This is a genomic window from Streptomyces sp. NBC_01446 (assembly GCF_026340095.1).
In the GTDB taxonomy this organism is placed as follows: Bacteria; Actinomycetota; Actinomycetes; order Streptomycetales; family Streptomycetaceae; genus Streptomyces; species Streptomyces aureus.
Window position 1 is genome coordinate 6,391,014 of record NZ_JAPEPO010000001.1, and the last position, 13,726, is coordinate 6,404,739.

The 13,726-nt window shown below is 72.1% G+C and carries 15 protein-coding genes and 1 pseudogene; 13 read left to right on the forward strand and 3 right to left on the reverse strand.

Going from position 1 to position 13,726, the window contains the following annotated elements:
• The first annotated feature begins 7 nt into the window (after window positions 1-7).
• The 5 genes from OG456_RS28680 (at window position 8) to OG456_RS28700 (ending at window position 4,971) form a co-directional block, all read left to right on the forward strand.
• On the forward strand, window positions 8-1,258 hold the full coding sequence (locus tag OG456_RS28680; protein WP_266565939.1) for a ScpA family protein: 1,251 nt from the start codon (window positions 8-10) through the stop codon (window positions 1,256-1,258).
• Window positions 1,255-1,908 (forward strand): SMC-Scp complex subunit ScpB, encoded by a 654-nt coding sequence (gene scpB, locus OG456_RS28685; RefSeq protein ID WP_266565941.1) that lies wholly within the window; start codon window positions 1,255-1,257, stop codon window positions 1,906-1,908. Before OG456_RS28680 ends, scpB begins: the two co-directional genes overlap by 4 nt.
• A gap of 12 nt (window positions 1,909-1,920) precedes the next feature.
• Window positions 1,921-3,141 (forward strand): pseudouridine synthase, encoded by a 1,221-nt coding sequence (locus OG456_RS28690; RefSeq protein ID WP_266565943.1) that lies wholly within the window; start codon window positions 1,921-1,923, stop codon window positions 3,139-3,141.
• A 97-nt stretch (window positions 3,142-3,238) separates the two neighbouring features.
• On the forward strand, window positions 3,239-3,967 hold the full coding sequence (locus OG456_RS28695) for an NUDIX domain-containing protein (RefSeq protein WP_266569469.1): 729 nt from the start codon (window positions 3,239-3,241) through the stop codon (window positions 3,965-3,967).
• Window positions 3,967-4,971, forward strand: coding sequence for an ADP-ribosylglycohydrolase family protein (locus OG456_RS28700; protein ID WP_266565945.1), 1,005 nt, complete (start codon window positions 3,967-3,969; stop codon window positions 4,969-4,971). Before OG456_RS28695 ends, OG456_RS28700 begins: the two co-directional genes overlap by 1 nt.
• Before the next feature lie 176 nt (window positions 4,972-5,147).
• Here OG456_RS28700 and OG456_RS28705 read toward each other — a convergent pair whose 3' ends face one another.
• On the reverse strand, window positions 5,148-5,852 hold the full coding sequence (locus OG456_RS28705; RefSeq protein ID WP_266565947.1) for a nucleotidyltransferase domain-containing protein: 705 nt from the start codon (window positions 5,850-5,852) through the stop codon (window positions 5,148-5,150).
• A 189-nt stretch (window positions 5,853-6,041) separates the two neighbouring features.
• Here OG456_RS28705 and OG456_RS28710 point away from each other — a divergent pair, with 189 nt between their 5' ends.
• From OG456_RS28710 to der, 6 genes are all read left to right on the forward strand, one after another.
• Window positions 6,042-6,458 carry a YidB family protein gene (locus tag OG456_RS28710; protein WP_266565949.1) on the forward strand — a complete coding sequence of 139 codons (417 nt, stop codon included), beginning with the start codon at window positions 6,042-6,044 and terminating at the stop codon, window positions 6,456-6,458.
• Window positions 6,459-6,603: 145 nt separating this feature from the next.
• Window positions 6,604-6,966 (forward strand): chorismate mutase, encoded by a 363-nt coding sequence (gene aroH, locus OG456_RS28715; protein ID WP_266565951.1) that lies wholly within the window; start codon window positions 6,604-6,606, stop codon window positions 6,964-6,966.
• Window positions 6,963-8,048: a prephenate dehydrogenase gene (locus OG456_RS28720; protein ID WP_266565953.1), complete on the forward strand. Its 1,086-nt coding sequence runs from the start codon at window positions 6,963-6,965 to the stop codon at window positions 8,046-8,048. The genes aroH and OG456_RS28720 overlap by 4 nt, the downstream gene beginning before the upstream one ends.
• A 112-nt stretch (window positions 8,049-8,160) precedes the next feature.
• A complete protein-coding gene (gene cmk, locus OG456_RS28725) occupies window positions 8,161-8,865 on the forward strand; it encodes a (d)CMP kinase (protein ID WP_266565955.1) in 705 nt (234 codons plus the stop codon).
• Window positions 8,862-9,512, forward strand: a complete 651-nt coding sequence (locus OG456_RS28730) for a 1-acyl-sn-glycerol-3-phosphate acyltransferase (protein ID WP_266565957.1) — start codon at window positions 8,862-8,864, stop codon at window positions 9,510-9,512. The genes cmk and OG456_RS28730 overlap by 4 nt, the downstream gene beginning before the upstream one ends.
• A gap of 81 nt (window positions 9,513-9,593) precedes the next feature.
• Complete coding sequence (gene der, locus OG456_RS28735) at window positions 9,594-11,066, forward strand: ribosome biogenesis GTPase Der (RefSeq protein ID WP_266565959.1); 1,473 nt, start codon at window positions 9,594-9,596, stop codon at window positions 11,064-11,066.
• A 29-nt stretch (window positions 11,067-11,095) separates the two neighbouring features.
• Here der and OG456_RS28740 read toward each other — a convergent pair whose 3' ends face one another.
• Together OG456_RS28740 and OG456_RS28745 are read right to left on the reverse strand one after the other, a co-directional pair.
• Entirely contained in the window at window positions 11,096-11,413 is a 318-nt protein-coding gene (locus OG456_RS28740) for a hypothetical protein (RefSeq protein ID WP_323136362.1), read from the reverse strand.
• A 230-nt stretch (window positions 11,414-11,643) separates the two neighbouring features.
• A complete protein-coding gene (locus tag OG456_RS28745; protein ID WP_266565961.1) occupies window positions 11,644-12,468 on the reverse strand; it encodes a hypothetical protein in 825 nt (274 codons plus the stop codon).
• Window positions 12,469-12,870: 402 nt separating this feature from the next.
• Here OG456_RS28745 and OG456_RS28750 point away from each other — a divergent pair, with 402 nt between their 5' ends.
• Both OG456_RS28750 and OG456_RS28755 read left to right on the forward strand, forming a co-directional pair.
• Window positions 12,871-13,461, forward strand: a complete 591-nt coding sequence (locus OG456_RS28750) for a transglycosylase family protein (RefSeq protein WP_266569471.1) — start codon at window positions 12,871-12,873, stop codon at window positions 13,459-13,461.
• A 64-nt stretch (window positions 13,462-13,525) separates the two neighbouring features.
• Window positions 13,526-13,717, forward strand: a pseudogene (locus OG456_RS28755) (amino acid ABC transporter substrate-binding protein); the annotation flags it as partial.
• Between the last annotated feature and the right edge of the window lie 9 nt (window positions 13,718-13,726).

The window sequence follows — 13,726 nt, forward strand, 5'->3', positions numbered from 1 at the left end:
CCGCCTGATGCCCGCGAACGACGACGACTCCTCCACGCCCGGCCGGGGCGCGCGGCGACGCGTGCTGGGCCGGGGCCCGGGGACGACGCGCCTGCCGGCGCCGGGGCCGGGGGTAGTACCTGAGCCGGAGCTCGTTCCTGAGCCGGAAACCGTTCCCGAGCCGGAAGTCGTTCCTGAGTCGGAGGCCGTTTCTGAGCCGGAACGCGTTCCTGAGTCGGAGGCCGTTCCTGAGGCGGAGCTCGTTCCTGAGCCGGAGCTTGTTCCTGAGCCGGAAACCGTTCCCGAGTCGGAGCTCGTTCACGAGCCGGAACTTGGGCCGCCGGCGGAGCTCGTGGCTGAGGCCGATCTGGAGTCTCGGGAGCCGGCGGGCTCCGGCCCGGAACCCGCACCTGAGCAGCCTGTGCCCGACGACGGGCGGTTCAAGGTGCGGCTGGCCAACTTCGAGGGGCCCTTCGATCTGCTCCTCCAGCTGATCTCCAGGCACAAGCTGGACGTCACCGAGGTCGCGCTCTCCAAAGTGACCGACGAGTTCATGGTGCACATCCGCGCCATGGGGCCCGAGTGGGATCTCGACCAGACCACCGAGTTCCTCGTCGTCGCCGCCACGCTGCTCGATCTCAAGGCCGCCCGGCTGCTGCCGACCGCCGAGGTCGAGGACGAGGCCGACCTCGCGCTCCTCGAAGCGCGTGACCTCCTGTTCGCCCGGCTGCTCCAGTACCGCGCGTACAAGAAGATCGCCGACATCTTCAGCGGGCGGCTCGACGAGGAGGCGCGGCGCTACCCGCGGACCGTCGGTCTGGAGCCGCACCACGCCGAGCTGCTGCCGGAAGTCGTCATCAGCATCGGGGCGGAAGGATTCGCCCGGCTCGCCGTGAAGGCGATGCAGCCCAGGCCGAAGCCCCAGGTGTACGTCGACCACATTCACGCCCCACTGGTCAGCGTGCGCGAGCAGGCCGGGCTCGTCGTGGCGCGGCTGCGGGAGCTGGGCGAGGCGAGTTTCCGGGTGCTGGTGGAGGACACCGACGACACCCTGACCGTCGTGGCCCGCTTCCTGGCGCTCCTTGAGCTGTACCGGGAGAAGGCCGTCAGCCTGGAGCAGGAGGAGGCCCTCGGGGAGCTTCTCGTGCGCTGGACGGGTGGGGAGAGTGACGGAGAGCCGACCGTCACGGACGAGTTCGACAGGCCTCCCGAGACGGCCGGCAAAGACGGTGAAGAGACAAAGGCCGAGCGCGGCGGGGCGGAGGAGAAGCAGTCATGACGGGTACGAGTGGGAAGGAAGCCGTCGCCGGGGCCGACCGGGTGGCCGAGCTGGATCTCGGGCCGGCCCTGGAGGCCGTACTGATGGTCGTCGACGAGCCCGCGACCGAGGAGCACCTCGCGAAGATCCTGGACCGGCCGCGCAGGGCCGTGGCGGACGCCCTGCGGGCCCTGGCGGACGAGTACACGGCCCAGGGCCGCGGATTCGAGCTGAGGCTCGTGGCGGGCGGCTGGCGGTTCTACACCCGGCCTGAGTACGCGGCGGCGGTCGAACGCTTCGTGCTCGACGGGCAGCAGGCCCGGCTCACCCAGGCAGCTCTGGAGACCCTCGCGGTCGTCGCGTACCGCCAGCCGGTGAGCCGGTCGCGGGTCTCCGCCGTGCGCGGAGTGAACTGTGACGGCGTGATGCGGACGCTCCTCCAGAGGGGCCTCGTGGAGGAGGCGGGCGCGGAACCCGAAACAAGTGCGATCCTGTACAGGACGACGAACTACTTTCTGGAGCGGATGGGCCTGCGCGGCCTGGACGAGCTCCCGGAACTCGCGCCCTTCCTTCCGGAGGCGGACGCGATCGAGGCCGAGACGCAGGAAGGGGTCCCGTCGTTCGACCCGGACGCACCCGATGCGCCGGGTTACGAGGACGCAGACGACTAGACGGAACTTTTGATGCGAAGCAGCAGCAGCGGCAGGAACAGCAGCGGAAACAACGGCGGGAGCCGTGGTGGCAACAGCGGCGGCCGCGGCAGCAGTGGCGGCGGTGGCGGTCGCGGCGGCAGCACTGGCGGGGGTGGCCGCGGCGGCAGCGGTGGCGGCGGCGGTGCTCGCGGCGGCAGCGCCGGCGGCGGTCGCGGGAACTACCGCGGCGCCGGCAACGACCGTGACGACAAGCAGGGCCGGCCGAGCAAGCCGCGTCCCGAGGAGCGGCGCTACGACGTGAGCCCCGCCGACGGCGGCGGCGCGCCGAAGAGCGGCCGGGGCGCGGCAGCGCGCGGCGGCGCCAAGGGCGGCCCCCGCACCTCCCAGGGCACCGGTGCCCGTGGCAGCAGCCGCAGCACCGCCCGGGCGACCTCGCGGGAGTACGACGCCCGGCAGGAGGAGCGCAACCGCGACCGTTACGCGGGCAGGCCGGACATCAAGACCCCCAAGACCTTCCCGGGCGCCGAGCAGGAGGGCGAGCGGCTCCAGAAGGTGCTCGCGCGGGCCGGTTACGGCTCCCGGCGCGCCTGCGAGGAGCTCGTCGAGCAGGCTCGGGTCGAGGTCAACGGCCAGATCGTGCTCGAGCAGGGTCTGCGTGTCGACACCGAGAAGGACGAGATCAAGGTCGACGGCCTGACCGTCGCGACCCAGTCGTACCAGTTCTTCGCGCTGAACAAGCCGGCCGGTGTCGTCTCCACCATGGAGGACCCCGATGGCCGCCAGTGCCTGGGTGACTACACGAACAACCGCGAGACGCGGCTGTTCCACGTCGGGCGGCTCGACACCGAGACCGAGGGCATCATCCTGCTCACCAATCACGGAGAACTGGCCCACCGCCTCACCCATCCCAAGTACGGCGTGAAGAAGACCTACCTCGCGCACATCGTGGGCCCGATCCCGCGCGACCTGGGCAAGCAGCTCAAGGACGGTATCCAGCTGGAGGACGGGTACGCGAAGGCGGACCACTTCCGCGTCGTCGAGCAGACCGGCAAGAACTACCTCGTCGAGGTCACCCTGCACGAGGGCCGCAAGCACATCGTGCGGCGCATGCTCGCGGAGGCCGGGTTCCCGGTCGACAAGTTGGTGCGGGTGTCCTTCGGGCCGATCGCGCTGGGCGACCAGAAGTCGGGCTGGCTGCGGCGCCTGTCCAACACCGAGGTCGGCATGCTGATGCAGGAGGTCGACCTCTAGAAGCACCCGGGCGCCCTGCCCCCCGGCAGGGGCCTGGCTCTTGTGTGTGCCACCCCCCTCTCTTTATAGTCGGTAAGACCATAAAGAGAGGGGGGTGGTGTGCGTGCAGGGCTATGACAAGTACGCCTTCGAGCCCTTCGCCGTCACCGTCGATCTGGCCGTCTTCACGATCCGGGACGGCACGCTGAGGGTGCTGCTCGTCGAGCGGGGGCAGGACCCGTACGCGGGCCGCCTGGCGCTGCCCGGCGGTTTCGTCCTGCCCGACGAGTCGGCGGAGACGGCGGCGGCGCGTGAACTGGCCGAGGAGACCGGTCTGTCCGACGTCACCGGGCTGCACCTGGAACAGCTGCGCACCTACAGCGACCCGGACCGCGACCCCCGGATGCGGGTCGTCTCCGTCGCGTTCGCGGCCCTCGTGCCCGACCCGCCCGAGGTACGCGGGGGCGGTGACGCCGCCCGCGCGGACTGGCTGCCGTACGGCACGGGCGCGTACGGCCCGCTCGCCTTCGACCACGACCGGATCCTCGCCGACGCGCACGAGCGCGTCGGCGCCGGCATCGAGAACACCTGCCTGGCCACGGCCTTCTGCCCGCCCGAGTTCACGCTCGGCGAGCTGCGGGGGGTCTACGAAGCGGTGTGGGGCGCCGGGCTCGACCCCGCGAACTTCCGGCGCAAGGTCCTCGCCACCCCCGGCTTCGTCGAACCGGTGCACGGCGCCGCCCGGCTCACCGGCGGCCGCGGCAAGCCCGCCGCGCTCTACAAGGCAGGACCCGCCACCGCCCTGCACCCGCCCCTGCTCAGGCCCCCCGCGGAAGGACGACCCTGATGAAGAAGCGTGCGGCGACCGGTTCCCTTGTCGGGCTCGCCCTGGGGGACGCGCTCGGCTTCCCGACCGAGTTCAACGACGTGCCGTCGATCCTCGCAAAGTGCGGGCCCTGGCGGCAGATGGCCCTGCCCAGGCCCGCGATCGTCACCGACGACACCCAGATGACGCTCGCCCTGGGGCGCGGCCTGCGCACCGCGATGGACCGCGGCGTGCTCGCGCCGCTGCGCATGACGGGGCCCGTGCGCGAGGAGTTCATCGACTGGTACCGGTCGCCGGAGAACAACCGGGCCCCCGGCAACACCTGCCTCCAGGCCTGCGACCTCCTCACGCGCGGCAAGCCCTGGCAGGAGGCCAGCCGCATCGGATCCAAGGGCTGCGGCGCCAACATGCGGGTCGCGCCGGTCGGCCTGGTCCCCGGCCTCAGCGGCGAACAACGCGCGGGCGCCGCCCAGTTGCAGTCCGGACTCACCCACGGACACCCCACGGCCCTCGCCGCGTCCGACCTCACCGCGCATGCCGTCCACCTCCTCGCGCAGGGCGCCGAGCCGGCCGGACTCGTCGGGATGCTGCGCTCGTACGCGTACGAGAACCGGCAGAAGTACCACGCGCCGTGGCTCGGTGACCTGTGGGCGCGCGCCGCCGACCCGAGCCCGGAGCACTTCATCGCCCGCGGCTGGGACGACTGCCTGGCCGCTCTCGAACGACTCCAGGAGGCGCTGCGCTCACCGTCGCCCGAGACCGACCCGTGCCTGGCCACCGGGGCGGGCTGGATCGCCGAGGAGGCGCTCGCCACGGGCCTGCTCTGCTTCCTGCTCTTCGTCGACGAACCCGTCACCGCCCTGCGCCGCGCCGCTTGCACCTCGGGCGACTCGGACTCGATCGCCTGCCTCACGGGGGCGTTCGCCGGGGCGTACCTGGGCGACGAGGTGTGGCCGGCGGACTGGTCGGAACGGATCGAGTACCGCAGCGACCTGCTGTCGCTCGGGGCACTCTGGGACGCCTGATCGATGACGGCGGACGGCACGGGTGCGCCGCGCGCGCGTGCCGTCCGCCGGGTTCGCGGGATCGTCGGCGGGCGGGCGGACCCGCTGCACGCCGTCCTCGACACCGCCCGCGAGGCTCAGCGCCGCCGGACACACCGACCGCCTACGAGGCGTCCTGCACGACCTCGCCGTACGGCTCAGGCCGAAGGGCCGACGAGCTGAAGGGCTGACGCCCGGCGCACCCCGAACAGGAAGTCCGCCACCCGCGCCCGGTCCGGTTCGGCCGGCAGCGGGGTGCGGGCGGCGGCTTCCTCCGCCTCGCCGCCCAGGCGCGCCATCCGGGCCACCACGTCGTCCCAGGACACCTCGCCCCGCTTCACCGCGAGCAGCGCCTCACGGTCCTCGCCGACGTCGAGGGTCAGCCGGCCGGTGCGGAGCAGGTCGCGGCAGGAGACGAGGAGGCGCAGCAGATGCATCGCGTGCTTCCAGCGCGGTGCGCCGTACTGGCGGACATCCGCGTCGAGCTTCTTGCGCTGGCCCATCGCATAGCCGGTGAACGTGGCGTGGACCTGTCGGGACAGGAACGCCTCACGCAGGGCGAGCAGTTCGCGGCCCGTGTCGGTGACGTGCTCGACGAGCGGCGAGTGCAGGCACTCCAGGATGTTCGGATTGGCCCGCAGGGCGAGCTCGCAGAAGCGCTCCAGCTCCCAGGAGAACTGCTCGTCCGCCGGACCGTCCGCATGTGTCGGCGGCTTCTCGAACCGCCAGAACATCGGCGTCGGCGCCACGAACACGCCCCGGCGGTCGGTGTCGCTGCCGTCCGTGGCGAGGCCGAACGCCCGCGACCCCATCACGCAGGAGTAGATCGTGTGGCCGCGCACCAGGTCCAGAGCCTCTGTCATGAACGGAGCGTACGGTCCGCGTCCTGCCGGAGCGGAGCGAATTTCCGGCGTCCGTGATCTTCCGGAGGGCGGGCCGGCCTGGGCCGCCCGAGTGGCGACAGGGGGTGGTTCGGGTCACATTGGCAGGGGTCCGCGGACTCCGGAAGTGAGTCCACGAACGACTCCGAGAACGTCCCGAAAGGCGTGACCATGGCGGGTAGCAACGATCTGGGAAACCTGCTCAGCGGCCTCCTCGGTGACAAGGCGGGCGGCTCGGCGGGCGGGGTCCTCACCTCGCTCCTGGCGGCGTTCACCCAGGGCCAGGGCGGCTCCGCGGGCGGCAACCCGCTGGGCGGTCTCCTGGAGGCGCTCGCCAAGTCGGGCCTCGGCGGGCAGGCGCAGTCCTGGGTCGGCACCGGCTCGAACGAGCAGCTGACTGCGGACCAGGTCAAGGAGGCCCTGCCGGACGCCACGCTGCAGAAGGTCGCGGCGGAGTCGGGCGTCAGCCCCGACCAGGCGGCGAACGACATCGCGAGCGTCCTGCCCACGGCCGTCGACAAGCTGACCCCGGGGGGCGAGGTGCCGGGCCTCTCGCTCGACGAGCTGGTCAAGGAGCAGAAGTTCTGACCGGCCGGCCGGAGACCGGAAGCTCTGATGTCCCGCACCGTGCGCGGCGTCCGTCTCGGCAGGCGGGCGCCGCGCGCCGGTGTCTGCGGGGCTGACTAGGCTTGGCACCTCATCAGCTGTACGTACGCAAGCAAGGAGCGACACCGTGGCGGTACGAGCGGTCCGTGGCGCCGTCCAACTGGAACGGGACGAAGCCGCACACATGGACGGGCAGGTCAGCGAGCTGCTCACCGCCATCCTTGAGCGGAACGGACTGACCTCCGACGACCTGATCTCGATCTGGTTCACGGCCACCCCCGATCTGCACTCCGACTTCCCGGCCGCCGCCGCCCGCAAGCTGGGCATCGTCGACGTGCCGCTGATCTGCGCGCAGGAACTCGACATCGAGGGAGCGCTGCCGCGCGTCGTCCGCGTCCTCGCCCATATCGAGTCCGAGCTGCCGAAGTCCGGGATCGCGCACGTGTACCTCGGCGCCGCCGCCGCCCTGCGCAAGGACATCGCCCAGTGAGAACCGCCCTTGTCATCGGCACCGGCCTCATCGGCACCTCCGCGGCCCAGGCGCTCGCCTCGCGCGGTGTGCACGTGCACCTCGCCGACCACGACCCGGCGCAGGCCCGCACCGCCGCCGCGCTCGGCGCGGGCACCGACGAGGCGCCCGAGGGACCCGTGGACCTCTGTGTGGTGGCCGTACCGCCCGCGCACGTCGCGACGACCCTGGCCGACGCGATGCGGCGCGGGGTGGCCCGCGGATACCTCGACGTCGCCAGCGTCAAGGGCGGGCCGCGCCGCGAGCTGGAGGCGCTCGGCCTCGACCTCAGCCCCTACATCGGTACGCACCCCATGTCGGGCCGCGAGCGCAGCGGGCCCCTGGCGGCCACCGCGGATCTCTTCGAGGGCCGCCCCTGGGTGCTGACGCCCACCCGCGACACCGACACCGAGGTCCTGAACCTCGCGCTGGAGCTGGTCGCGCTGTGCCGGGCCGTCCCCGTCGTCATGGACGCGGACGCCCACGACCGCGCCGTCGCCCTCGTCTCCCACATGCCGCACCTGGTCTCCAGCATGGTCGCGGCCCGCCTGGAGCACGCCGAGGAGTCGGCCGTACGCCTGTGCGGCCAGGGCATCCGGGACGTGACGCGCATCGCGGGCTCCGACCCCCGCATGTGGATCGACATCCTCTCCGCGAACCCCGGCCCGGTCGCCGACCTGCTCTCCGCGGTCTCCGCCGACCTCGACGAGACGGTGAGCGCCCTGCGCTCCCTCCAGTCCTCGGACGAGGCGAAGCGCGGCGAGGGCACCACCGGCATCGAGGAGGTCCTGCGCCGCGGGAACGCGGGCCAGGTCCGCGTCCCCGGAAAGCACGGCGCGGCCCCGGCGTCGTACGACACCGTGGCGGTCCTCATCTCCGACCAGCCCGGCGAGCTGGCCCGGATCTTCGCCGACGCGGGCGCCGCGGGCGTCAACGTGGAGGACGTCCGCATCGAGCACGCCACCGGCCAGCAGGCGGGCTTCGTCCAGCTGCTGGTCCAGCCGGCGGCGGCCCCGAAGCTGACCGCGGCTCTGCGTGACCGGGGCTGGGCCATGCGCCAGTAGGTCCTGTTCACAGGGGCTGTATGGGCAGGGTGCTTGAGCCAGTAACCTTGTGCGGGGCGCCCTCGCGCCCCGCCTCCCTGTCCCGTGCACTGAGAAAGGTGTCCGCAGCCCCGTGGAAACCGCCGCAACCGCCGCAAGCGCCGCCCCGGCAGCAGTGATCGTCGCCATCGACGGCCCCTCCGGCACGGGCAAGTCGAGCACCTCCAAGGCCGTCGCCGCCCAGCTCGGCCTCAGCTACCTGGACACCGGTGCCCAGTACCGGGCGATCACCTGGTGGATGGTGAACAACGGCATAGACCTGACCGACCCGACGGCCATCGCCGCCGTGGCCGGCAAGGCCGAGATCATCTCCGGCACCGACCCGTCCGACCCGACGATCACGGTCGACGGCGTCGACGTCGCCGGTCCCATCCGTACCACCGAGGTCACCTCGAAGGTCAGCGCCGTCAGCGCCGTCCCCGAGGTGCGTGCCCGCATCACCGAGCTGCAGCGCTCCATCGCCGCCTCGACCGAGCAGGGCATCGTCGTCGAGGGCCGTGACATCGGTACGACCGTCCTGCCCGACGCCGACCTGAAGATCTTCCTCACCGCCTCGCCGGAGGCCCGCGCGGCCCGCCGCAGCGGTGAGCTCAAGGGCGCCGACGTGAAGGCGACCCAGGAGGCCCTGATCAAGCGGGACGCCGCGGACTCCAGCCGCAAGACGTCCCCGCTGGCCAAGGCCGGCGACGCCGTCGAGGTGGACACGTCCGAGCTCACGCTCCAGCAGGTCATCGAGTGCGTGGTCACCCTCATCGGGGAGAAGCGGGCGGCGAAGTGACCGCGGCTTCCCCCTCGGAAAGAGGCGCGGAGGTCGGCCGCCGCATCGGGGTCGGCCTCATGTACGGGCTGTGGAAGCCCCGCGTCCTCGGCGCCTGGAAGGTCCCCGCGACCGGCCCGGTGATCCTGGCCGTCAACCACGCGCACAACGTCGACGGGCCGATGGTCATGGGCGTCGCGCCCAGGCCGACGCACTTCCTGATCAAGAAGGAAGCGTTCATCGGGCCGCTCGGTACCTTCCTGGGCGCCATCGGCCAGGTCGAGGTGGACCGCTCGACGGCGGACCGTACGGCGATCACGCGTGCGCTGAGCGTGCTCGACGAGGGGGGAGTCCTCGGGATCTTCCCTGAGGGCACCCGAGGGGGCGGCGACTTCGCCTCCCTGCGGGCCGGCCTCGCGTACTTCGCGGTGCGCAGCGGGGCGCCGATCGTGCCGGTGGCGGTCCTGGGCAGCACGAACAAGCGCGGCCGGCTGATAAAGGCGCTGCCGCCGCTGCGCAGCCGCGTCGACGTCGTCTTCGGGGACCCGTTCCCGGCGGGCGACGGCAGCGGGCGGCGTACGCGCAAGGCGCTGGACGAGGCGACCGTGCGCATCCAGGAGCGGCTCACCGCCCACCTGGAAAACGCCAGGCGCCTCACCGGGCACTGAGCGAGACTTTCAGTAGTGGACCGCCGTAAGTGATGCAGACGGTCCACCGATCACCACGATGAACAACGAGGTACGGACTTCATGAACGACCAGATCCAGCCCGAGGGCTCGGCCGGGCACGAGCACGGGGCCCTTGGCGACGCGGAGTACGCGGAGTTCATGGAGCTCGCCGCGGTAGAGGGCTTCGACATCGAGGACGTCGAGGGCGCGATCGAGGAGGCGGGTCACGGCCCGCTGCCCGCGCTCGCCGTCGTCGGCCGCCCCAACGTCGGCAAGTCGACCCTGGTGAACCGCATCATCGGCCGCCGCGAGGCCGTCGTCGAGGACAAGCCGGGCGTCACCCGTGACCGCGTCTCGTACGAGGCCGAGTGGGCGGGCCGCCGCTTCCGGCTCGTCGACACGGGCGGCTGGGAGCAGGACGTCCTCGGCATCGACGCGTCCGTGGCCGCGCAGGCCGAGTACGCGATCGAGACCGCCGACGCGGTCGTCTTCGTCGTCGACGCCACGGTGGGCCCCACCGACACCGACCTGGCGGTCGTACGGCTGCTGCGCAAGGCCGGCAAGCCGGTCGTGCTGTGCGCCAACAAGGTGGACGGGCCGAGCGGTGAGGCGGACGCCACCGCCCTGTGGTCCCTCGGTCTCGGCGAGCCGTACCCGGTGTCGGCCCTGCACGGCCGCGGTACCGGCGACATGCTGGACGCCGTCATCGAGGCGCTGCCCGACGCTCCGGCGCAGACCTTCGGCACCGCGATCGGCGGCCCCCGCCGCATCGCCCTCATCGGCCGCCCGAACGTCGGCAAGTCCTCCCTCCTGAACAAGGTGGCGAACGAGGACCGCGTCGTCGTGAACGAGCTGGCGGGCACCACCCGCGACCCGGTCGACGAGCTCATCGAGCTCGGTGGCAAGACCTGGAAGTTCGTCGACACGGCGGGCATCCGCAAGCGGGTCCACCTCCAGCAGGGCGCCGACTACTACGCGTCCCTGCGCACCGCCGCCGCCGTCGAGAAGGCGGAGGTCGCGGTGATCCTCATCGACGCGTCCGAGTCGATCTCGATCCAGGACCAGCGCATCGTGACGATGGCCGTCGAGGCGGGCCGCGCGATTGTCGTCGCGTACAACAAGTGGGACACCCTCGACGAGGAGCGGCGCTACTACCTGGAGCGCGAGATCGAGACGGAGCTCGCGCAGGTCGCGTGGGCGCCCCGGGTGAACGTGTCGGCGACGACCGGGCGCCACATGGAGAAGCTCGTCCCCGCGATCGAGACGGCCCTTGACGGCTGGGAGACGCGCGTCCCGACGGGCCGCCTCAACGCGTTCCTGGGCGAACTGGTGGCCTCGCACCCGCACCCGGTCCGCGGTGGCAAGCAGCCCCGCATCCTCTTCGGCACACAGGCCGGCACGAAGCCGCCGCGGTTCGTGCTCTTCGCCTCCGGCTTCATCGAGGCCGGCTACCGGCGGTACGTGGAGCGGCGCCTCCGCGAGGAGTTCGGTTTCGAGGGGACGCCGATCCACATTTCGGTCCGGGTGCGCGAGAAGCGCGGCCGCAAGAAGTGAACTAGCGCCCGGCGCCCAGGACTTGGCGCCTAGCGCTCGCGACGCGGAGCGGGCGGCAGTGCGGCAGGGAGGTTGCTCCCGGTGCTGTGCTGCCGCCCGTTCGTGTGCCAGGAGCCGGTCGGCGGCGAGCTGTGCACGTGCTGCGGTTCGTGGTACGACGCGCTGTGCCGGCCGCTGTTGCTGTGGTGCACGGCGTAGGGGATCGAGCCGAACGCGGAGAACGAGAGGTTCTCTTCGCCGCTGCGGTCACCCGGCAGGGCCCGGAAGGACCTGCGGTACTCCGAGTACAGGGCGTCGTAGATCGGTGTGGCCGAGCGGCCACCCACCGATTCATGCGTCCCGCGCATGGCGGGGATCGGGGTCGGATACTGCGGGCGGCGAGGGGGGTCGTATGCGTGCACGTAGGTGCCAACGACCCGCACGCCCTCGCGGATGCGGTCCGGTCCGCGCTTTCGCAGGCCGACGGGGGTGCGGGCGGCGCACGCGGAGGTGCACGGGCCGGTGTCCGGGGGGCCCGGGTGCGAGCGTGGGCCGGGCATGCGCCCGGCCCACGGTCACCTCGGTTCCTGGCTGAGGGTCACGTACCTGCCAGGGGCATCGCCGCGCCGACGAGCAGCCCGTTCGCCGCGGCCTTGTCGAGGGCGTCGCGCAGCAGGTCCTCGCGGGGCTGGCGGCCGATCGTGCCGGCCGGGGCGGCGAAGACGAGGACGGAGTTCGTCTTGTTCGCCGCCGCGCGCCAGCTGTCGGTGACGTGCAGCGGCTGGTGCGCCTGCCACCACGCGACCTGACCCGCACCGACGGTGCCGGGCTGCAGGACGGCGTGCAGCTGGCCCATGGCGAGCAGCACGGACCAGCCGTGCAGCACCCGCGGCACCTCGCTGACCTGGGCGGTCGGCGTGAAGCCCTGCTCCACGAGGAGGGTCAGGAACTCGTCGAAGCCGCCCGTCGAGCCGGGGCGGGCGATCGGCCCGGTCGGCTCGACGACGAGCGCGGGGTGCAGCTCGCCGGCGATCAGGACGAGCCCGCTGGTCACGCCGAGCACGGCCGGCTCCGGAACGGCCTGCCCGGGGATGGACTGCACCGCGGGGGAGGGGGTGGGGGCGGGGGCCGCGGCAGGGGCGCCGCCGTCGCCGGTGATGGAACGTACGGCTCCCTGCAGCTGTTCCTCGGACACCTGGACGACCTGTGAGGGCAGGCAGGTGGAGTGGGCGAAGGCCAGGACGGCGGTCTCGTCGCCGATGAACAGGACGGTGCTGGTGCGCTCCTGTTCCGAATCGCCCGGAGTACGGCAGGACGTGCAGTCGTACGTGCCCGGGGCGTTCTCTCCGGCGAGCAGCCGGTCGGCTTCTGCGTCGCCGATCTCGGCGCGTACGTCGTCGCTGACGTCGAGCATGCGCGGCACGGGTGGCTCCTCGGATTCGGTGTGTTGCTGCGTCGAATGCGGCCGGGCGGTCCCCGGCTCATAAAGAAGACAACGGATGATCTGTGCCGGGGGTCACGCCCGGAAGGGGGCGGAATCGACCCATCCGACGCACGGCGCGAACCGGCGGCCAGAATCAATCGCTCCACATCAACTCCCCTTGCAGGTAAGGAGTTTGGTCCGGAGAGGTGAGTGGCAGGTCGCCATGCCCACAGGTCGACAAATCCTGAAATCGTGTAATGAAGCAGGTGGCTGAAAACAGTCGTTGGCGAAAGTGTGCCTACGGTGGGCCGGGAGGCGGCCGACCGGGTGGGGCCGGGTCCGCGCAGGGCGCGGCTCGGCACGGGCGCGGGATCGCGTGCCTAGCGTGACGCGATGCGCCCCATGCCCGTGAACCGCACGCGCCCCGCACGCCGCTTCCGTCTCGCGGCCCTGCCGGCCGCCCTGTTCGCCGTCCTGCTCGCCCCCGCGGCCGCGGCCGCCGTCCCGCCCCCGCCGGCTCCCGGCCCCGGGCGCCTGATCCTCAGGCTGGACGACTGCGCCAGGGACCAGTGGCCGTGGGGCTGCCTCGCCGAGTGCGAGAGCAGCGGGCGCTGGCACATCAACAGCGGCAACGCCTACTACGGAGGGCTGCAGTTCCGGCAGTCCACCTGGAAGGAGAACGGCGGCCTCGGGTACGCCCCGCGCGCGGACCTCGCGACGCGCGCCGAACAGATCGCGGTCGCCGAGAAGGTGCTGCGCACCCAGGGCTGGCGTGCCTGGCCAATCTGCTCCAGGGTCCTCGCGCTCGCCGGCCGCGTCCATGTGGTCGGGCCGGGCGAGACCCTCAGCTCGATCGCCACGCGGTACCGCGTCAAGGGCGGCTGGCGGGCGCTCTACAAGGCCAACAAGCAGATGGTGGGGGTCCACCCCGACCGCCTCAACAAGGGCACCGTGCTGCTCATCCCGGAGGCGTCGGTCAAGAGCCTCGGCTGAGCTCGGCTGCCTCGCCGGCGAACACGGCGGCACCCCGCCGCAGTTCGTACACGACCACCGCGCGCGCAGGGAGCCGTACACCGCGCGCGGACCGCCGCTGCCCGTCACCTGCGAGCGGCTGCCGGAGCCCCCGAAGACGCGTCGCGCCCGCCGCTCATCGGTGGCGCGTTGGAAGGGCGGCTCGGGGTGGGTCACTCAAGCGGGTGACATGACCACGAACCGCTTCGAGGTGCCTCAGCTCTCCTACCTGCCTTGATGTCGGAAA